Source organism: Qipengyuania aquimaris, assembly GCF_020171965.1.
GTDB classification, from domain to species: domain Bacteria; phylum Pseudomonadota; class Alphaproteobacteria; order Sphingomonadales; family Sphingomonadaceae; genus Qipengyuania; species Qipengyuania aquimaris_A.
The window spans coordinates 1,334,646-1,354,270 of record NZ_JAIUZK010000001.1 but is presented as its reverse complement, the minus strand read 5'-3'; the positions used below and the strand labels follow the sequence as shown (position 1 = coordinate 1,354,270).

At 62.2% G+C, this 19,625-nt stretch carries 20 protein-coding genes; 8 read left to right on the top strand and 12 right to left on the bottom strand.

What is annotated here, in order from left to right; all coding sequences use genetic code 11:
• Positions 1 to 72: 72 nt before the first annotated feature.
• On the top strand, positions 73 to 765 hold the full coding sequence (locus LCM24_RS06665) for an OmpA family protein (RefSeq protein ID WP_224803268.1): 693 nt from the start codon (positions 73 to 75) through the stop codon (positions 763 to 765).
• A gap of 69 nt (positions 766 to 834) precedes the next feature.
• On the opposite strand, the gene LCM24_RS06660 is transcribed toward LCM24_RS06665, so the two are convergent.
• The gene (locus LCM24_RS06660) at positions 835 to 1,617 is read right to left on the bottom strand and encodes a 3'(2'),5'-bisphosphate nucleotidase CysQ (RefSeq protein ID WP_090477180.1); all 783 of its coding nucleotides are present in this window, start codon (positions 1,615 to 1,617) and stop codon (positions 835 to 837) included.
• Positions 1,618 to 1,735: 118 nt separating this feature from the next.
• Between LCM24_RS06660 and sucC the strand changes: the two genes are divergently transcribed.
• Positions 1,736 to 2,935: an ADP-forming succinate--CoA ligase subunit beta gene (gene sucC, locus LCM24_RS06655; protein WP_160596000.1), complete on the top strand. Its 1,200-nt coding sequence runs from the start codon at positions 1,736 to 1,738 to the stop codon at positions 2,933 to 2,935.
• Between the two features lie 13 nt (positions 2,936 to 2,948).
• On the opposite strand, the gene LCM24_RS06650 is transcribed toward sucC, so the two are convergent.
• Complete coding sequence (locus LCM24_RS06650; protein ID WP_224803267.1) at positions 2,949 to 3,458, bottom strand: DUF6265 family protein; 510 nt, start codon at positions 3,456 to 3,458, stop codon at positions 2,949 to 2,951.
• Between the two features lie 202 nt (positions 3,459 to 3,660).
• On the opposite strand from LCM24_RS06650, the gene LCM24_RS06645 reads away from it, so the two are divergent.
• The 4 genes from LCM24_RS06645 (at position 3,661) to LCM24_RS06630 (ending at position 7,278) form a co-directional block, all read left to right on the top strand.
• Positions 3,661 to 4,407, top strand: coding sequence for an electron transfer flavoprotein subunit beta/FixA family protein (locus tag LCM24_RS06645; RefSeq protein WP_224803266.1), 747 nt, complete (start codon positions 3,661 to 3,663; stop codon positions 4,405 to 4,407).
• 27 nt (positions 4,408 to 4,434) lie between these two features.
• A complete protein-coding gene (locus LCM24_RS06640) occupies positions 4,435 to 5,364 on the top strand; it encodes an electron transfer flavoprotein subunit alpha/FixB family protein (protein ID WP_090477173.1) in 930 nt (309 codons plus the stop codon).
• 62 nt (positions 5,365 to 5,426) lie between these two features.
• A complete protein-coding gene (locus LCM24_RS06635; RefSeq protein ID WP_224803265.1) occupies positions 5,427 to 6,356 on the top strand; it encodes an energy transducer TonB in 930 nt (309 codons plus the stop codon).
• Positions 6,346 to 7,278 (top strand): TonB family protein, encoded by a 933-nt coding sequence (locus tag LCM24_RS06630; RefSeq protein ID WP_224803264.1) that lies wholly within the window; start codon positions 6,346 to 6,348, stop codon positions 7,276 to 7,278. Before LCM24_RS06635 ends, LCM24_RS06630 begins: the two co-directional genes overlap by 11 nt.
• Here the strand turns inward: LCM24_RS06630 and LCM24_RS06625 are convergent.
• The 6 genes from LCM24_RS06625 to LCM24_RS06600 all read right to left on the bottom strand — a co-directional run bounded on the left by LCM24_RS06625 (position 7,270) and on the right by LCM24_RS06600 (position 14,451).
• On the bottom strand, positions 7,270 to 8,487 hold the full coding sequence (locus LCM24_RS06625; RefSeq protein ID WP_224803263.1) for a DUF445 domain-containing protein: 1,218 nt from the start codon (positions 8,485 to 8,487) through the stop codon (positions 7,270 to 7,272). The genes LCM24_RS06630 and LCM24_RS06625 overlap by 9 nt on opposite strands.
• A gap of 82 nt (positions 8,488 to 8,569) precedes the next feature.
• Entirely contained in the window at positions 8,570 to 12,040 is a 3,471-nt protein-coding gene (locus LCM24_RS06620; RefSeq protein WP_224803262.1) for an efflux RND transporter permease subunit, read from the bottom strand.
• Positions 12,041 to 12,044: 4 nt separating this feature from the next.
• Entirely contained in the window at positions 12,045 to 13,241 is a 1,197-nt protein-coding gene (locus tag LCM24_RS06615) for an efflux RND transporter periplasmic adaptor subunit (protein ID WP_224803261.1), read from the bottom strand.
• A 213-nt stretch (positions 13,242 to 13,454) separates the two neighbouring features.
• On the bottom strand, positions 13,455 to 13,721 hold the full coding sequence (locus LCM24_RS06610; RefSeq protein ID WP_090477163.1) for a GlsB/YeaQ/YmgE family stress response membrane protein: 267 nt from the start codon (positions 13,719 to 13,721) through the stop codon (positions 13,455 to 13,457).
• A 136-nt stretch (positions 13,722 to 13,857) separates the two neighbouring features.
• Complete coding sequence (locus LCM24_RS06605; RefSeq protein ID WP_090477161.1) at positions 13,858 to 14,157, bottom strand: DUF1153 domain-containing protein; 300 nt, start codon at positions 14,155 to 14,157, stop codon at positions 13,858 to 13,860.
• The gene (locus LCM24_RS06600) at positions 14,158 to 14,451 is read right to left on the bottom strand and encodes a hypothetical protein (RefSeq protein WP_224803260.1); all 294 of its coding nucleotides are present in this window, start codon (positions 14,449 to 14,451) and stop codon (positions 14,158 to 14,160) included.
• 105 nt (positions 14,452 to 14,556) lie between these two features.
• On the opposite strand from LCM24_RS06600, the gene mnmA reads away from it, so the two are divergent.
• Positions 14,557 to 15,711 (top strand): tRNA 2-thiouridine(34) synthase MnmA, encoded by a 1,155-nt coding sequence (gene mnmA / locus LCM24_RS06595; RefSeq protein WP_224803259.1) that lies wholly within the window; start codon positions 14,557 to 14,559, stop codon positions 15,709 to 15,711.
• Here the strand turns inward: mnmA and LCM24_RS06590 are convergent, their stop codons facing one another.
• Complete coding sequence (locus tag LCM24_RS06590) at positions 15,712 to 16,050, bottom strand: hypothetical protein (RefSeq protein WP_224803258.1); 339 nt, start codon at positions 16,048 to 16,050, stop codon at positions 15,712 to 15,714. It lies immediately after the preceding gene.
• Positions 16,051 to 16,084: 34 nt separating this feature from the next.
• On the opposite strand from LCM24_RS06590, the gene LCM24_RS06585 reads away from it, so the two are divergent.
• Positions 16,085 to 17,218: a serine hydrolase domain-containing protein gene (locus LCM24_RS06585; protein WP_224803479.1), complete on the top strand. Its 1,134-nt coding sequence runs from the start codon at positions 16,085 to 16,087 to the stop codon at positions 17,216 to 17,218.
• Here the strand turns inward: LCM24_RS06585 and LCM24_RS06580 are convergent.
• From LCM24_RS06580 to pdxH, 3 genes are read right to left on the bottom strand one after another with little or no spacing between them, the layout of a single operon-like run.
• Positions 17,197 to 18,000, bottom strand: coding sequence for a PhzF family phenazine biosynthesis protein (locus tag LCM24_RS06580; protein WP_224803257.1), 804 nt, complete (start codon positions 17,998 to 18,000; stop codon positions 17,197 to 17,199). The two genes, LCM24_RS06585 and LCM24_RS06580, sit on opposite strands and share 22 nt — an antisense overlap.
• The gene (locus LCM24_RS06575; protein ID WP_224803256.1) at positions 17,997 to 18,932 is read right to left on the bottom strand and encodes a cation diffusion facilitator family transporter; all 936 of its coding nucleotides are present in this window, start codon (positions 18,930 to 18,932) and stop codon (positions 17,997 to 17,999) included. Before LCM24_RS06575 ends, LCM24_RS06580 begins: the two co-directional genes overlap by 4 nt.
• Entirely contained in the window at positions 18,929 to 19,552 is a 624-nt protein-coding gene (gene pdxH / locus LCM24_RS06570; RefSeq protein ID WP_224803255.1) for a pyridoxamine 5'-phosphate oxidase, read from the bottom strand. Before pdxH ends, LCM24_RS06575 begins: the two co-directional genes overlap by 4 nt.
• Positions 19,553 to 19,625: the final 73 nt, after the last annotated feature.

Genomic DNA, 19,625 nt, shown 5'->3' with positions numbered 1-19,625 from the left:
GTCCCACATGGCGTGTCGGCACCGGCTCGTAAGGAGTCGCTGGCCGTCATAACTCTTGAAGGGGATATATATATGCAAAAATCACGGATTTTCCTCGCAGGCTTCTCGGCTGTCGCCCTCATCGGCACCTCGGCCTGCGTCACCGACCCGAACACGGGTGAAAAGAAGATTTCGCGCACCGTTCTCGGCGGCGTCGGCGGTGCAGTCGCCGGCGGCCTGCTTGGCGGCGTCATCGGCGGCAAGACCGGCCGTATCATCGGTGCTGCAGGCGGCGCCGCTGCCGGCGGCTATGTCGGCTACAAGATGGACCAGCAGATCAAGGAGCTCGAAGAGCAGACTGCCGGTTCGGGCGTGGACGTCAGCGAAGTTGATGGCGGCGAGGCTATCCTCGTGAACCTGCCGGACGGCGTAACTTTCGCTACGGGCAGCGCTACGATCAACAGCGCTTTCCGTCAGACACTCGACCGGGTCGCGCAGAACCTCGTCCAGTATCCGAACAGCCTGATCGACGTATACGGCTACACCGACACCGTTGGTGCCTCCGACTTCAACCAGCGCCTCTCGGAACAGCGTGCGCAGGCAGTCGCAAACTATCTGACCAGCCGCGGCGTGAGCTCCTCGCGCATCCGCTGGATGGGCTTTGGTGAAACGAACCTTGCAGTCCAGACTGCGGATGGCGTTGCCGAACCGCTTAACCGCCGCGTCGAGATCAAGATTATCCCCTTCGACCAAGACGATGTCGAAGCAGCCCAGCAGGGCAACTGATCCGAGCCTTTCGGAAAAGTCGCAGGAAAGGGGCCGGGCCAAAACCCGGTCCCTTTTTTGTTGGGGTTGCTATTTGGAGGCCAGGGTTGCCGCCCGGTCGGCGAGATGCGCGACCGTTGCGGAATGGATGCCGGGCGCGCTCACGACCATCCCGAATTCGCGCGGGTCGCGCTTGTTGTAATTCAGTTTACGGCCGAAGGCGTCCGAGACCGCGGCCCCCGCTTCGCGCGCGATAAGTGCCGCTGCAGCGATGTCCCACTCAAAACCCCAGCGCAGGGTCGCGACCAAATCGGCCTCATCCGCTGCAACCATGGCCATGCGCAGCGCAATCGAGTTGGGCTGGTAGACTTTCTCGAGCATCCGGTCCTGTTTCATCAGGTCCGCTGCAGGGACACGGGCACCGGTGAATTCCTCGCGCTTGGACGAAACGAGCTTCTCACCGTTTCTCCAGGAACCCTGTCCGGCAGTTGCCTGCCATACTTCCTTGCGGGCGGGCGCACAGAGCGAGCCGATCAGAGGCCGACCTGCACTTATCAAGGCCACCGACACCGCCCAGCCCGGACGGCCACGAATGAAATCGCGGGTGCCGTCAATGGGATCCACGAGCCAGATAAGATCGCGGTCGAGACGCGCCGGATCGTCGACTGTCTCCTCCGAAAGCCAGCCGGCTGCGGGCAACAGAGCGCCTAACTCCCGCTTGAGGAAGGCGTCGACGGCCAGGTCGGCTTCGCACACCGGGCTGCCCGGAGTCTTTTCCCAAGTGCGCACGTCGTTGCCCGCGCCGGGCCAGAGGTCCAGCGCGATGCGCCCCGCTTCGGAGACGATCGATTCGAGTCGCTTTGCGTCGATCATGGATGGGAAGCGCACCTGCACCCGAAAGTCGCACTTTTCAAGCGCGGCCAGACATGCTTATGCGGCCCCGCAACTCGATTCCCCCAGCCGCGCAATACGCGAAGGACGAAAGCCCGAAATGAACATCCACGAATACCAGGCCAAGGAACTCCTCGCTAAGTACGGCATCGCCGTTCCCGCAGGACACGCAGCGATGACCGTCGAAGAAGCGGTCGCAGGCGCGAAACAGCTTCCCGGGCCGCTTTACGTCGTGAAAGCCCAGATCCACGCCGGTGGCCGCGGCAAGGGCAAGTTCAAGGAACTCGGCCCCGATGCGAAGGGCGGCGTCCGCCTGTCGAAGAGCATCGAGGAAGTCGAAGCGAACGCCAAGGAAATGCTCGGCAACACGCTGGTGACGATCCAGACCGGCGACGAAGGCAAGCAGGTCAATCGCCTCTATGTCACCGACGGCGTCGACATCGCGCATGAATACTATCTCTCGATGCTGGTCGACCGCGCCACCGGCCAGGTCGCCATGATTGCATCGACCGAAGGCGGCATGGACATCGAGGATGTCGCGCACGAGACGCCCGAGAAGATCACCACCATCACCATCGACCCGGCACAGGGCTTCATGCCCCACCACGGCCGCGCGGTGGCCTTCGCCCTCAAGCTGACGGGCGACACCAACAAGCAGTGCCAGAAGCTCGCTAAGCAGCTCTACACCGCTTTCATGGACCTCGACATGGAAATGCTCGAGATCAATCCGCTGGTGGAAGACAAGGACGGCAACCTGCTCGTCCTCGACACCAAGATGAGCTTCGACGGCAACGCGCTCTACCGCCACAAGGACGTGGAAGCGATGCGCGACGAGACCGAGGAAGACCCGGCCGAAGTCGAAGCATCGGAATACGACCTCGCCTACATCAAGCTCGACGGCAACATCGGTTGCATGGTCAACGGCGCAGGCCTCGCCATGGCAACGATGGACATCATCAAGCTGAACGGCGCCTTCCCGGCGAACTTCCTCGACGTGGGCGGCGGCGCGACGACCGAGAAGGTCACTGCGGCGTTCAAGATCATCCTCAAGGACCCGGCGGTCGAAGGCATCCTCGTGAATATCTTCGGCGGCATCATGCGCTGCGACACGATTGCCGAAGGCATTGTCGTGGCGGCCAAGGAAGTCGAGCTGGACGTGCCGCTGGTGGTTCGCCTCGAAGGCACCAATGTCGAAAAGGGCAAGGAAATCCTCGCCAATTCGGGCCTGCCGATCGTTCCTGCAGACGACCTGGGCGATGCCGCTCGCAAGATCGTGGCAGAGGTGAAAAAGGCGGCCTGAGCGCCGCCCGGATTTACTCGACCCGTTCGAACCGGAAAACGAGCTCGCTTATCTCGCCGCCTGCGCTCTTCATGCGCACGGCGGCGACGAGGCCGTTGTCGCCATCGCAACGCAGTGTCAGCGCCCGGAAATAGGCAGCGCAGTCCTCAAGAGCGATGAGCTTGAAGGTTACCATGCCTTCCTTGTCTTCCCACGCGGTCAAGTCGGCGTTGAAGTGCTTGAGGCGCATGACCAGCGAGCCTTCTTCCTCCATCAGGTAGATATGCTCGGTAAACATGATCTCGGTTTCATCCTTCATCTGGATGAAGGTGCCGACCATGGTGTTGCCTGTGGGAAGCAGCCAGCTTTCGTGCGCGGGGGCACCGCCTATCCCGGTGCCGCTCCATTGACCTACCAGCCACCCCATCTGCTCTAGCGAAGCGGGCGGCGGGGGGTGGTCCTCCGGCGTGTCCCGCACTTCCTGCGCGGCGACCGGCGAGCTTGCCAGGGTGAGAGCCGCTGCAATCATCATCCAGTCGCGCATCGCAAACCTCCTGCCTTTGCAGGGAAACTATTCGCCACGCCATCCATAGTAAAGGTGAGCAGCCTGCAGCGCTTGACCTGAGGATTTCCGCGGGCGAGAGGCTGTTGCAAAGGTTTCGAATATCCGTCCTGCCCAACTTGACGTTTACGTAAACGCAAGCTAGGCGGGCGGCACAGTTTCTATCGAGAGGAAGGTAACACCCATGAAAATCCTCGTCCCCGTCAAGCGGGTGATCGATTACAACGTCAAACCCCGCGTGAAAGCCGATGGCTCGGGCGTGGATCTGGCGAACGTCAAGATGAGCATGAACCCCTTCGACGAAATCGCAGTCGAAGAGGCGATCCGGATCAAGGAAGCCGGTAAGGCGGAAGAGATCGTCGCCGTGTCGGTTGGCCCGGCAAAGGCACAGGAAACGCTGCGCACTGCACTCGCCATGGGTGCGGACCGTGCGATCCTCGTCGAAACCGACGATGAAGTCGAACCGCTCGCCGTCGCCAAGATCCTCAAGGCTATTGCCGAGGAAGAGCAGCCTGGCATCGTGATGCTGGGCAAGCAGGCGATCGACGACGATTCGAACCAGACCGGCCAGATGCTCGCAGCCCTCATGGGCCGTCCGCAGGGCACCTTTGCGAACACCGTCGAAGTCGATGGCGACAGCGTCACCGTGAAGCGCGAAGTCGATGGCGGTCTCGAAACCGTAAAGCTTACGCTTCCGGCCATCGTCACCACCGACCTTCGCTTGAACGAGCCGCGCTATGCTTCGCTGCCCAACATCATGAAGGCGAAGAAGAAGCCGCTCGATACCAAGAGCCCGTCCGATTACGGCGTCGACACCGCGCCGCGCCTCAAGACGACCAACGTCTCCGAACCGCCGGTTCGCCAGGCAGGCGAGAAGGTCGAAGACGTCGATGCGCTGGTCGCCAAGATCAAAGCGCTCGGCATCGCGTAAGAACCCGGACAGGAAAGGAATAGACTTATGAAAACTCTCGTCTGGGTCGAACACGACAATGCCGAGATGAAGGATGCAACGCTGGCTGCGGTCACTGCCGCCAGCAAGCTGGGCGAAGTCCACCTGCTGGTTGCAGGTTCAGGCTGCCGCGCTGTCGCGGAACAGGCCGCCAAGGTTGCGGGCGTGGGCAAGGTCCACCTCGCTGATGACGCAGCTTACGAGCATGCACTGGCTGAGAATGTCGCGCCCCTGATCGCCGATCAGATGGGCCACCACGACGCTTTCGTCGCACCCGCCACCACCACTGGCAAGAACATCGCACCGCGCGTTGCAGCACTGCTCGACGTAATGCAGATTTCGGACATCCTTTCGGTCGAAGGCGAGAAGACCTTCACCCGTCCGATCTACGCCGGCAACGCCATCGCCACGGTCGAATCGTCCGACGCGAAGCTTGTCATCACCGTTCGCGGTACCGCCTTCGACAAGGCGGCGACCGAAGGCGGCAGCGGCACGATCGAGGAAATCTCCGGCCCTGCCGATGCTGGCCTGTCCAGCTTTGTGAGCGCCGAGATCGCCGAGAGCGACCGCCCGGAACTTACCAGTGCCAAGGTCATCGTTTCGGGTGGCCGTGCGCTCAAGGACGGCGAGACCTTCGAACAGATCATCACGCCGCTTGCGGACAAGCTCGGTGCAGGCATCGGCGCATCGCGTGCCGCGGTCGATGCCGGCTACGTCCCCAACGACTACCAGGTCGGCCAGACCGGCAAGATCGTCGCTCCGGAAGTCTATATCGCGATCGGCATCTCCGGCGCGATCCAGCACCTTGCGGGCATGAAGGATTCCAAGACCATCATCGCCATCAACAAGGACGAGGACGCACCGATCTTCCAGGTCGCCGACATCGGCCTCGTGGCGGATCTATTCAAGGCGGTCCCGGAGCTTACCGAAAAGCTTTAAGTCAAACTTCGACTTGAATTCATAACCCCTCCGCTACATTATCGTAGCGGAGGGGTTTTTCTATGTTAGGTCGCAAATCATTACTTTCGCTTGTCATAATAGCTTTGCTAGCGGGATTTCCGTCGGGCATCTCGGCTAAGGAGCGGGAGCCTGAATTGCTCATGCCTCTCGGCCCGTGGCAGCTCGATATGGGCGAACACCGATGTCGACTCGCACGCCTTTTCGGGTCTGACGAAGAAAAGACCATCTTCATGCTTGATCAATGGGGGCCCTCGTCTTCCGCACAATGGGCGGTCGCAGGGCCGCAGGTGCGGGACATCAAGAAGACCGGGCGTGCCACTTTCGAATTCGGCCCCGGCGGAGACGGCGAGGAATTCCGCTATACCGGGGCGACCTTGGACAATTACGGCGCTGTGATCGGCGGCACAACAACGGTGGCTGCGACACCCGAGGTCGAGGAAGGCGCAGAGGAGCGCGACTGGAATACCGATCCGCGCGAAATCCCCGCGCTCGATGCAGAGGCCGCAGATTCGATCGACAGGCTCGCGATCGATCAGAGGGGCTCGACATCGTTCGCACTGAGATTGGGTTCACTTCAAAAGCCTATTCAGGCCCTGAACCTGTGTATCGAGAATTTGGTCGAGAGCTGGGGTTTCGATGTCGAAGAACAGAGGGCTGTTGCGATACCGCCGAAGATCACGAATCTCGACGTGGTCGCTAACCGTATCATGCGGGAATATCCCGCCGAGGCTTTGCGCAAAGGCGCTCAGGCAGATTTTCACTTGCGTGTGAATGTGGGCGATGACGGGCGCATCGAAGATTGCACCCTTCTCAACCAGACTCTCGCGAAAGACTTCGACATGAAGCGTCACCCCTGCACGGTTTTCCAATCCCACGCGAAGATCGAGCCGGCTCTTACGATCAGCGGCAACCCCGTCCGGAGTTTTTACACCACACGCATTGTGTACCGGATGAATGGCAATGCCCCCTGAGAAACGGGAGCGCTCGATCTCCAACACGAGCACAGAAGTGAAGATGCGATCTCTGTTTTACGGACTTGTTGCATGCGCCATGGCAACGATGGTTGCTGAAGGTTCCGCGCGAGATATTGCGGTAATCTATCAGCCTTCGAACGAGTGGTCGGTCGAGCGTCAAGCCGACCGCTGCGTAGCCCGAAGGGCTTTCAGGCATGAAGACGAGACTGCGAGGCTTGTCTTCGAGCACGGCGGTCGCGGCGACACCTTCAACATGACGATCATCGGCGACGCTGTGAGGAACACCCATGGTCCCCTGATTAGCGTGCAGTTCGGACCCGCAGAAAAGCCCAGTGGACGCAACTATACATCTGCAGAAACACGCGGCGGCGATGCGGCGCTTGTGTTGTACGGGGCGCGCTTCTCGCCAGCGGAAAGAACCGCAGATGGCAGCTTCATCGTAAAAACCCCCGACGCCGAGCTCCTGGACGCGATCGAGTATCTCCAGATCGAGCGCGCCGGTCTGAAACGCTTCCGGCTGGAGACAGGCGGCTTGCTCGAACTAAGCGAGGCGATTGACCGGTGCACCGAGGCGCTGGAAACATCGTTCCTGTCGACGGACAGAGGGGGTGTGGTCGCGAGCAGGGCGGTTCCCCTGGATCAGGGCAGTTGGGTCCAGCAGAGCGACTATCCCGGTCTCATGCAAAAATACGGCATGGGCGCGCGGATAGCCGTCAGATTGACCGTGGGTACTGCTGGTCGAGCGACCTTCTGTCAGATCCAGAACTCAACCGTGCCGCAGATGTTCGAAGACGCCCTATGCCTTGCCCTTATGCGGCGGGCCAAATTCGAACCGGCTCTCAATGAGGATGGGGAGAAGGTGCCTTCCTATTGGAGTCTCACGGTAGACTTCCGAATGAAACAAGGGCGGCTACATTGAGGCAAGCAGTTGGCTGCCCGCATGGAGCGTCAGGCCGACGAGTCCGCCCACCAGCGTCCCGTTGATACGGATGAATTGGAGATCGCGACCAACTGCGCTTTCCACACGGTCGGTCAGTGTCGTGGCATCCCAGCGGCGGACGGTTTCAGATACCAGCTGCACGATCTGGTCGCCGTAACGCGTCGAGATACCTACGGCAGTGCGGCGTGCAAAGCGATTGACCTGTAGCTGGAGCCGGTGGTCATCGCGCAATGCAGCGCCAAGCTCGCCCAGGGTTTCGCCGAGATAGGAAGGTCCGACACCGCCGGACTCCTTGATCGACCGGATCAACCTCGCCCTGATCCGCTCCCAGACGCCTTGCCACCAATCCGCAATCGCGGGATTGGTGAGGAGCTCGCTCTTCAACCGCTCGACCCGTTCCTGCATTTCCGGATCCTCGCGCAGGCCCTTGGCGAGTTCTTCCAGCCCTTCCTCGATCTTGTCGCGAAGCGGGTGTTCCGGATCGACGAGCACTTCTGCAAGGAGCTTGTAAAGGCCATCGATGACCGAATTCGCGAGCCGCTCGTCCAGGCCGGTAAAGCGTAGGACGGCGTTGGCGCGCTTGTGAACCATGTCGCGGACCAGCGCTTCATTGTCTTCCAGGACCAGGCCGGCCCAGCGAATGATCTTGTCGATAAGCGGTTTGTGCCGGCCATCTGCGATCATTGCATCCAGCATTCCGCCCAATAGCGGAGCGATCTCCAGCTTCTCGATCTGCGCAGCGATGCCGCTTCGCACCTGAGTGCCAAGCCGGTCGGGATCGAGGGATTCGAGGACCTCGACAGCTAGGTCCCCGGCGCCGGCGCGTATGCGTGCATCCTGCGCAGCCTTGGGATCGGCGAGGTAGGAGCCGACGGCGCCGGCAAAGTTCATGGCGCCCATCCGTCTCGCCACTACCTGCGGCGTCAGGAAGTTGCTGCGCAGGAAATCCGCCATCGTATCGGCGATGCGATCCTTGTTTTCCGGGATGATTGCGGTGTGCGGGATCGGAAGCCCGAGGGGGCGCCGGAATAGCGCGGTAACCGCAAACCAGTCGGCAAGGCCGCCGACCATTGCCGCCTCGGCAAAAGCGTGCACGTAACCCCATGCAGGGTGCACAGCCAGGTAGCGGCCGGAAAGGATGAATATCGCAGCCATCAGGACGAGCATGCCGGTCGCCGCGCGTCGCATCGCTCGCGCACGGTCCGGTGGTATCTGTCCCGCCGTTGCTCCGGAAAGGGGAGTTAGTCCATCCGCCATAATCAGGCGACGATCACTCGGCCGGATCGATCCCGGCTTCTCCGTGTGCGTTACCGGAAACAGGCTTGCCGTCATCGCCAGGGCGATAGGTCAGGAAGCGCCTGCGCATCCATGGTCCCGCACGCTTTTCGAAGCCGTCGGCGAGACTGAAGCCCGCCGGGACGATCAGCAGCGTCAGGAGGGTGGACAGGATGAGGCCGCCTATGACCATGGTGCCCATCGGGGCACGCCACGCGCCATCGCCCGAGCCAAGCACACCCGACAGCGCCGTGGGAACCATGCCCGCGGTCATGGCGACGGTGGTCATCACAATCGGCTGGGCGCGTTTGTGACCCGCGTCGATGATTGCGTGCAGCTTGCGAGTGCCGCGATCCATCTCTTCGATAGCGAAGTCGATCAGCAGGATGGAGTTCTTCGATACGATGCCCAGCAACAGAAGGATGCCGATGTAGACCGGCATGGATTGCGGCTGGCCGAACATCCAGACAAGCAGGATGCCGCCGAGCGGGGCCAGCGCAAGGGACGTCATGTTCACCAGCGGGCTCATCAGTCGCTTGTACAGCAGGACGAGCACGGCAAAGACCAGCAGCACGCCGGACATGATCGCGATGAGCAGGCTGGAAATCAGCTCCTGCTGCCATTCGTCCTCGCCCACCACGTCGCGAATGACGCCTTGCGGCAAGTCCTGCAGGATCGGCAGCTGGTCGATTTCCTGCTGCGCCTCGCCCTTGACGACGCCCTGGGCGAGATCGGCGCCGACCAGCACACGGCGGTTCTGGTTATAGCGCTGGATAGCCGTGGGCCCGGAACCGAAGGATACTTCGGCGACGCGCGATAGGGGAACAGAGCCGCCCGACGCTGTCGGCACCGGGAGGTTCTTGATCGTGTCGAGGTTCTCGCGCGATTGCTCGGGCAACTTCACCCTGATCGGGATCTGGCGATCGGAGAGCGAGAACTTGGCTGCGTTCTGCTCGATTTCGCCCATGGTGGCGATACGGATCGTCTGACTGAGCGCGACGGTGGACACCCCGAGCTCGGCAGCGATGTTATCGCGAGGCGTGATCAGGATTTCCGGCCGGTTGATGTCGGCGCTGATGCGGGGGGCGATTAGAGAATCGATGCCCTTCATCTGCTCGACGAGGGTGGCGGCCGTTTCGTTCAGCAGTTCCGGATCCGAGCCCGCAAGCATGACCGTCATGTCGCGGCCGGAACCGAAGCCGCCCGATTGCGATGCAAAGCGCACGCGGGCATCGGGGATCTGGGCGAATACAGGAGCGATTGCGCGCTCGAATTCGATCGAGGTCCGTTCACGGTCCGGACGAAGCGTCACGTACAGCGTTGCCTGCCCTTCGCGCACGCGCTCCAGCGCGAGCTCGACTTCCTGTTGCTCGTAGAGAATGTCGGCGACCTGATCGACGACCCGCTCTGTCGTTTCGAGCGTGGTGCCCGGCACCATTTCGATTTCGACGCGGCTGTTCTCGTCGTCGATGACAGGCTGGAATTGGGCCGGAGTTATCGAAAAGAGGAGGATGGTCAGCAGCAGCGAGAAATAACCGACGCCCAGCATCCAGATACGATGATCAAGGAAGCGCGCGCGCATATATTGCCAGCCATTGCGGATGTTCTGGCCGCAGAAGCGCACGACCAGGCCTATGGCCGCAAACAAGGCCAGAATAGCGAGGAAACCGGCGGCGAGGGAGGCCACGAGCTGAAGCAGTTCGATAAGACGTGAAACGAGCCCGGCAAAGAAGCCGTCATCTGACCCGACGACAGACTCTACAAGCTCTAGCCCCGTCAGCATGCCCGAGACCGCAAAGGTCGCTGCGGCAGAAAGCACCAATGTTACCAGCACAACGCTCAGCAGACCGATAACATAGAGCCACCGGCGACGCGGGCTCTCTATTCCGTCACGCGCCGCATACATCTTGCCTCGGTCGAGCGACCAGCGCAGCACGTCCATATACCGGTCCATCATCGGACCTTCACCGTGGGATTGCTGTCCCTGCGCCTTAAGGAAGTAGGCGGCGAGCATCGGTGTGATCATTCGTGCCACTGCCAGGGACATGAGGACAGCGACCACCACGGTGAAACCGAAGTTCTTGAAGAACTGGCCCGAAATTCCGGGCATGGCGCCGACCGGGAAAAAGACCGCGACGATGCAGAAGCTGGTCGCCACGACCGGCAGGCCGATTTCATCGGCTGCGTCGATCGATGCCTGATAGGCGCTCTTACCCATGCGCATATGTCGCACGATGTTCTCGATCTCGACGATGGCGTCGTCGACCAAGACCCCGGCGACGAGCGCCAAGGCAAGTAAGGACAACTGGTTCAGGTTGAATCCGAGCAGGTCCATGAACCAGAAAGTGGGGATGGCGGAGAGCGGAATCGCAACCGCGGAAATCGCCGTCGCGCGCCAGTCGCGCAGGAAGAAGAAGACGACAACAACTGCCAGAATCGCGCCCTCGATCATGGCCGCCATGGCACTGTCGTACTGATCCTTCGTGTATTTGACGGTGTTGAAGAGCGGGATGAATTTCACGCCGGGGTTGGCGGCCTCGATCTCTTCGATCTTGACGAGAGCCTCCTCGAACACGGTAACGTCCGACGCCCCCTTGGCGCGGGACATTGCGAAGTTGACGACTTCCTTGTCGCGCACCTTGCTGATCGAAGTGCGTTCCGAAAAGCCGTCACGCACACTCGCCACATCCGAGAGCTTCACCGTGCGGCCACCCCCGAGCTGGATCTGACGCTCGCCAAGCTCGAAAGCGCTGGCATTATTGCCGAGAACACGAACCGACTGACGCGTACCACCCACCTCGGCCATGCCGCCTGCTGCATCGAGATTATTCTGACGCAGGACACTGTTGATCTGACTGGCAGTAACGCCAAGCGCCTGCATGCGCGGCAGGTCGAGAATGACCTCGATTTCACGATCGACGCCGCCGAAACGGTTGACCTCTGCCATACCTTCGATGCCGAGCAGCTGCTTCGCGACCGTATCGTCGATGAACCAGCTGAGGCCTTCGATCGTCATGTCGTCGGCTTCGACGGCGTAGATGGCAAGAAAGCCACCGGAAATCTCTTCCTTGGTGATCCTGGGCTCCAGAATTCCATCAGGCAGGCTGCCGCGGATCTGGTCAACTGCGTTCTTTACTTCTGCAACCGCATCGTTCGGATCGGTGCCGATCTCGAATTCAATAAACGTATTCGAGCTGCCCTCGCGCGCAGTGGAATTAAGTGAAGCCACGCCGTTGATGGAGCGCACCGCGGATTCCACGCGCTGCGTAATCTGGTTCTCGATCTCGGTCGGAGCGGCGCCAGGCTGCGAGATGGTGACGTTGACCGCAGGAAATTCGATGTCCGGATTGTTCACCACGTCCATGCGGGCAAAGCTGATCAGGCCCGCCAGCAGGAGAGCCGTGAAAGCAACCAGCGGAATGACTGGATTGCGGATCGACCATGCAGAGATATTGCGGAAATTCACGCGCCTATTCCCCGCCCAGCTTTACCAGGTCCGGCACCACCGTTTCGCCTTCGGTCAGGAAGCCGCCGGCCCGAAGAACGACCTTTTCCGAACCCGTCAGGCCTTCCGAGATGACGATGCCGCGCGAGGTAACCTCGCCGGTTGTAACGCTGCGGCGCACGGCCTTATTTTCGCCATCGATGACGAAGACATAGTCACCCTCGCGATCGGACAGGACGGCGCTTTCGGGCAGGATGGGCGCGACGAGCGTCCCGCTCGAAATCGTTGCGGTAGCGAAGCCGCCGGGACGCAACTCAGGCGCGTAAGGAAGCGCAATGCGGGCGGTGCCCTGGCGGTCCTGCGCATCGATAGTCGGCGCAAGCTGCCAGATCTGGCCCGAGAAGGACTTGTCGGAACCCGAAGGAGTGACTTCAGCGGATTCACCGGGTGAAAGGCGCGCGAGGTCCGCTTCGCTCAATCGCGCAAGCATTTCCATCTCACCGCCCTTGGCGATCAGGAACAGCGGCGGGGAGCCACCGCTGACGGTCTGGCCCGGCTCGACATTGCGTTCGAGGACCAGCCCGGCGCTCGGCGCAACGATATTAAGACGTGCATTGCGAGCCTGGAGTTCGCGCAGGGATGCCTGGGCCACACGGACGCGGGCGACTGCTGCATCGCGGGTGGCGGTCAGGCGGTCGACATCGGCCTTGGATACGAATCCACGCTCGACCAGCTGCAAGGCGCGGTCGAGATTTGCCTGCGCCAGATTGGCATCGGCCTGGGCGACCTGGATCTGGGCCGCGGCGCTCTGCGCCTGCTGTGTCTGGACGGAGCGGTCGATGACGGCAAGAACCTGGCCCTGTCGCACCCAGCTGCCCTGCTCAACCGGCACGGAGATGACCCGGCCACCTTCGCCTACGACACCCACGGGCATCGCCCGGCGCGCGGCGAGCGTACCTGTCGCAGTAATTTCACCGGTCACGGTCGTGCGGCCAGGCGCAATCACGCTGATCGAGGGCGCCTGTGCATCGCGATTGTCGTCGGCAGCAGTCTCGCCGCCCGACATCAGCATGTAACCGCCGATGATTGCGGCAAGGATGAGGATCGCAGCAATCACCCAGCGGGCCCTGCCGGTCGTGAAGCGCGCGAAACCGCCCTGCTCTGCGAACTTCACGTCCGAGGCATCACCAAGGTCGGATTTGATTTCGGTCTCGTAATTCATTCGTTCGCCCCGGCCATCACAACCTTGTTACTCGATCACTGTATTAGTCGAGTAAATCACAATGCGCAAGACTGCGCGTTTCCGCCCTAGGAGCGTGCTTCGATGAGAGCAATGGCGCACTCTATGAAGGTGCGACCCTGCCTGACGAACGGGCACCAAAAAGGGCGGCGAGTTGCCCCGCCGCCCCGATCTGATCTCTATATGCTTTCGGCGTTACCGTACCCGGCCACGCTGGACGAGGTTGGCGATGCCGAGCAACACGACTGCGCCGACCACGGCAATGATGAGGCCGGTCAGCGAGAATTCCTGCACGCTACCCTGAACGCCGAGCAGCGGGCCGGCGATCAGGTTGCCGAGGACCGAGCCTATGCAGCCGACGACGATGTTCCAGAAAATGCCCATCGAAGCATCACGGTTCATGACGAGACTTGCAAGCCAGCCGGCAATACCACCGACGATAAGTGCGATAATCCAACCCATTGAATTTCCTCCTGTTATTTGCCGTCGCCCTCCCCCCGAAAGAGGCAAAATGACGGAAGAACCCTACACCGCATGGCGGAGCAGGGATAGTCGGAAAGCGAATGGATTCGGGATTGGTTCCCGCTGCCGGAACCAATCAGTACTTGAACTGGCGCTCGTAAAGGTCGCGATAATGCTGGATGCGGGTGACACGAAGGCCCTGCATGCCGGAACGGTCTACCGCCCGCTGCCATGACGCGAATTCTTCCAGCGTCAGCCCGTAACGCTCGAGCACCTCGTCGATGGTCAGCAGGCCGCCGTTGACGGCAGCGACCACTTCGGCCTTGCGACGCACGACCCAGCGCTTCGTCTTGGGCGACGGAAGGTCCTTCAAGGTCAGCGGCTCGCCAAGCGGGCCGATTACCTGTGCAGGGCGGATGTCCTGGTTCTCGATCATCTATTTCTCTTTGTCGCCATGCACCGCACCATTTGCGGCTCGAGAAGGGTTTAGCCCGGCTACTTTGCCATGCACTAAATCAGTGTGGTTAATGGCGCTTTTACCATTCTCGCAGTTTTCGCGCCGTACTTCGCCGAAGGCTTCGAAGCCGCCGACCGAACCCTTGGCGAGTTCGGCACGCAGTTCGCGAGTCGCCTCGAGGCGCGCGACCAGCTCGGTCCAGCGAAACCGCTGCAAAACCTCGCTTTCACGTCCGTCGACGAAAGCCTTCCTATTGATGTGCCCCTCAAACATGCCATCCTGAATAGCGCGCTATGGTAAAGAGACTGTGAAGCATCAGCTCCGGCGCGAAACCGTAAATGGTGGAGATGCGGCGCAAGGCCGTGTATGGGGCGCGCCATGCCCGAATCCCGTCTTCTCGAACCGGCCGCTGCGGCCGATCTTTTCGACCTGCCTCGTCCGGCCAGCGAATGCCGCATCGTCGTGGCGATGTCGGGCGGCGTCGATTCGTCAGTCGTGGCCGCGCTCGCTGCAAAGAGCGGGGCCGAGGTCATCGGCATTACCCTCCAGCTCTACGATTACGGCGCCGCCACAGGGCGCAAGGGCGCATGCTGCGCGGGCGACGATATTGCCGATGCCCGCGCCGTGGCCGATCGCCTCGGCATTGCACACTACGTCTACGATCACGAAAGCGCCTTTCGCGAGGACGTGGTCGAAACGTTTGCGGACGAATATCTGGCCGGGCGCACGCCGGTTCCCTGCATCCGTTGCAACATGGGCCCCAAGTTCACCGACCTGTTTGCCATGGCTCGCGAGCTCGGAGCGGACTGCCTCGCCACCGGACATTACGTCCGCCGCGTCATGGGGCCCGCCGGAAGCGAGCTACACCGCGCAGTGGATCCCGCGCGCGACCAGTCCTATTTCCTCTATGCGACGACGCAGGACCAGCTGGACTACCTCCGCTTCCCGCTCGGCGGATTGCCGAAAGCGGAAGTGCGCGAGCTGGCCGAAGCGGCCGGCCTGCGCAACGCGGCCAAGCCCGACAGCCAGGACATCTGCTTCGTGCCGGATGGCGACTATGCCAAGATCGTCAAAAAGATGCGTCCCGAGGGCGCAGCTGCCGGAGATATCGTCCACGCGGCGACAGGCGACGTTCTCGGCAAGCATCAGGGCGTCATCCATTACACCGTCGGCCAGCGCCGCGGCCTCGATATCGGCGGCCAGCCGGAACCGCTCTATGTCGTGAGCATCGACGCGGAAGCCGCCCGCGTACTCGTCGGTCCGAAGCGAATGCTCGCCGTGTCGAGCGCGACTGTCATCGAGACGAACCGCATCGGCCCGGTCCCGGATGCAGGTCTGACGGCCAAGGTGCGCAGCATGGCCAAGCCGGTTCCGGTTACGATCGAGGGGCCTTTCGGCGAAGGGGCGACAACGAGGATTCGCTTCGCGCAGCCAGAGTTCGGCGTGGCGCCAGGACAGGCGGCCGTCATCTATGCAGGTGAAAGGGTCGTCGGCGGCGGCTGGATCGACGAGACCGAACGCCTCACGGCGTGATCAGCGGTCCCATTCCTTGAGGATGCAGCCGTAGCCTTCACGGTAGGTCGCCGTATCGGAAGCGATGAGCGGCACGCTGGCGGTCACGGTCATCGAATCCGTATTCTCGCTCAGCATCACGAATTCCATGCCCTCCAGCTTGTCCTTCGCGCAGTCCGAAAGGCTGCGTCCGGCAACGAAGCGGCACGAACACGCCACGCGTGCGCCATAGGCCGTGCCGGCCTCGGCCGTGCGCCTCACGCTGTCGCCCCAGGCCAGCCAGAGCCCGCCTGCGAGCAGCACGACGAGGATCAGGAGCCACAGCCAGCGGCTGGAAAGAATTGAGCGATTTTTCGCCATTGCGAGAGCGGTTTCCCCGTGCGAGTGCATGCGTATGATTCTGCGGTCGCGCTCCCTTATCGCCCTTGTCCTTGCCACTACAAGCCTCGCGTCGTGCGGAGGCCCCGGACCTGCAGAAGAGCCGCCACTGAGCGAAGAAGCGATGGCCGCCGTGACGGACAATGCAGGCGCGCCGCGCAAGGCCCTGGCCCGTGAAATCGACGATTTGTTCGAGATGGAAGGGCTTGGCGATACCCGCGCGCTCGTCGTCATGCACGACGGCCAGATTGCGGCGGAGCGCTATGGCGAGGACTATGATGCCGACACGCGTTTCGTCAGCTGGTCCATGGCGAAGACCGTGACCGCGATGCTGATCGGCCAATTGGTCGGTGACGGCCTGCTGCGTCTCGATGCGCCCGCCCCCGTGCCGCGCTGGCAACGGAGCGGCGATCCGCGCGCCGATATCACGCTGCGTCACCTGCTCCAGATGCGCTCGGGGCTCGAGCATACGGAGGCCGGCGACCCGCCCTACGAGAGCAGCGAAGTGCGCATGCTCTTTCTCGAGGAGCGCGACGACATGGCCGGTTTCGCGACCGCCCAGCCGCCGGAGGCCGAACCCGGCGAGAGGTTCGAATATTCCTCGAACACCACTGTCATCCTTGCCGACATTGCCGCTCGTGCACTCACGGAGAGTAGCGATCCCGACGAGCGGCGCCGCGCGGTGAGCGACTATCTCCATGCCCGCCTGTTCGATCCTCTCGGGACGGACTCCATGGTCCTCGAATTCGACCGTGCCGGCACGCTGATCGGCGGTAGCCTGATGCATGCCGACGCCCGCGACTGGGCGAAGCTGGGCGAGCTCCTGCGCCGCAAGGGCTCGCACCGCGGCGAACAGCTCGTGCCGCGCAGCTGGGTGGAGGAGATGGTCAAACCTAGCCCGGTGTCGCCGCATTACGGACTGCAGACTTGGCTCAACCGGCCCAATGGCGAGGATGAGCACCCGCTCTTCCCGAACCGCGCGCCGCAAAGCGCTTTCGCAATGATCGGCCACATGGGGCAGTATGTTTTTGTCTCGCCCGAACAGGGGCTGACCGTGGTGCGCCTCGGCCACTCCAATGCCGCCGAACGCAAGGCCATGCTGCAACAGCTGGCCGATATTATCGAACTCTATCCCGCCGAAGGCAGGTAAAACTCGCCCTTCACCACGGTAACGCAGTCGCCCGACAGCCAGGCCTGATCGCCTTCGCGGCGACAGGTCGCATGCCCGCCGCGCTGCGAAGCCTGGAAGGCCGTGAAGCTGTCGCGGCCGAGCTTCTCGGTCCAGAACCATGTCAGCGCGGCATGGGCCGAGCCTGTGAAACTGTCCTCATCGACGCCGCCGCCTGGAACGAAGACCCGGCTCACGACATCGGTATCGCTCGCGCGTGCCGTACAGATGAACTGGTCGTTCCCGAGCGCTTTCAGCCCGCGCATATCCGGCTCGATCGCGCGCACTTCGTCTTCACTCCCGTAAAGGTAGACGCCGTATCCTTCGGGGTTGAGCCAGACTTCCTGCGGCTGTGCACCCAGCAGCGACACGGCATCATCCCATGACCCGCGCTCTGTCGGGATCAGCGGAAGACCGAGTTCGTAGCCCGCACTACTCTTTCGCACTTCCAACAACCCGGCCTTGCGCGTGCGGAAAGTAACGCGGTCCTTACCGCTCTTCGACAGCAGCACATGTCCGCTCGCCAGCGTCGCATGACCGCACAGGCGCACTTCCTCCGTCGGTGTGAACCAGCGCAACTCGTAATCCGCCTGCCCGCTCGCATCGGGAATGACGAAGGCGGTCTCGGCGAAGTTGTTCTCTTCCCCGATGGCCTGAAGGACATCATCGTCCAGCCAAGCTTCCAGCGGCATCACGGCAGCCTGGTTCCCCTTGAACGGCGCATCCGCAAACGCATCCACATGCCAGTATTCGAGTGCTGTCACTTTTCGCCTCCCAGACGATCGAATTCGTTTTCCTCCACCAGCGGGTTGTCGGGTTCATCGACATGGCCTTCGGGATCGATGTGGATCAGCAGTTCCATATCGGGGAACTGGCCGCACAAGTCCTCCTCGACCCGCTCGATGATGTCGTGCGCCTCTTCGACGGTCATCGTCCCGGGCAGGTCGACATGGAACTGCACGAAATCGCGGTGCCCGCTGGTGCGAGTGCGCAGGTCGTGCAGGTTCGACAGCTCGGGATGCTTTGCAGCGGCCTCGACGAAGGCGAGGCGTTTTTCCTCGGGCCATTCGCGGTCCATCAGATCGTCCACCGCATCGCGCGCGGCGTTGAAGGCACCCCAGGCAAGCCACGCCGCGATGGCGAGACCAAAGGCCGGGTCTGCGCCCCGCAACCCCACGAACTGGTCGAGCACCAGGGCCGCAATCACTGCAAGGTTGAGGAAGAGATCGGACTTGTAATGCAGGTGGTCGGTCTGGATCGCGAGGCTGCGCGTCCGGCTCATCACGTAGCGTTGCCAGCCGAGCAGCGCGAAGGTCAGCACGATCGCCACCAGCGACACGCCGATCCCCTCGGCCGCGGCCTCGGTCTGCTGGCCCTCCGCAAATTGCAGGATGGCGCGGGTCGCGATGCCGAAAGCCGACAGGGAGATGAGCATGACCTGGAAAATCGCCGCGAGCGCCTCTGCCTTGCCGTGGCCGAAGCGATGGTCTTCGTCCGCCGGCTGCGAGGCTATCCACACGCCGGTGAGCGTGGCGATGCTGGCGATAAGGTCGAGCGCGGAATCGGCAAGACTGCCGAGCATGGCCGTCGAACCGGTTTTCCAGGTCGCCCAGGTCTTGAGCGCCACGAGGATGACGGCAACGCTGATCGAAGCGAGCGCGGCGGAGCGTGCGAGGCGGGCGCGATCGGTGCTCATGGATAGAGCAACGTGTTGGACCAGCCATCGGTCGGCGCTTTCCGCGTGAAGCGACGGCGGTCATGCAGGCGGTACTGGCGGTCCTGCCAGAACTCGATCGCGGTCGGCGTCAGCAGGAAGCCGGTCCAATGTGGCGGACGCGGGATGTCGCCTTCCGGATAGCGTTCCTCAAGCGCGGCAACACGGTCCAGATAGACCTGCCGGTCGGGCAGCGGCCGCGACTGGTCGGAGGCCGCCGAACCGATCTGCGAGACACGGGGTCGCGAATGGAAGTAGGCATCGGCCTGTTCGCTGCTGACTTCCTGTAGCGACCCCTCGATACGGATCTGGCGGCGCAGGCTTTTCCAGTGGAACAGGAGCGACGCCTGCATATTGGCGCGGATCTCCTCGCCCTTGCGGCTTTGGGCATTGGTGTAGAACACGAAGCCGCCGCCCTCGCCCCAATGCGTGCCATGTCCTTTCAACAGCACCATGCGCACCGAGGGCATGCCGCTTTCGCTGGCCGTGGCGAGCGCCATGGCATTGGGATCGTTCGGCTCGCTGGCCTTCGCCTCTCCGAACCATTCTTCGAACAAGGTGAACGGATCGGTGACGGGAATCGCGCTTTCGCTATCGCTCATCGGGCAGTCCTACAGAGTGGAACGGGTGGAACACAGTCCTGGGGCAAAAAACGTCGCCCGCGCATTTGGCCGC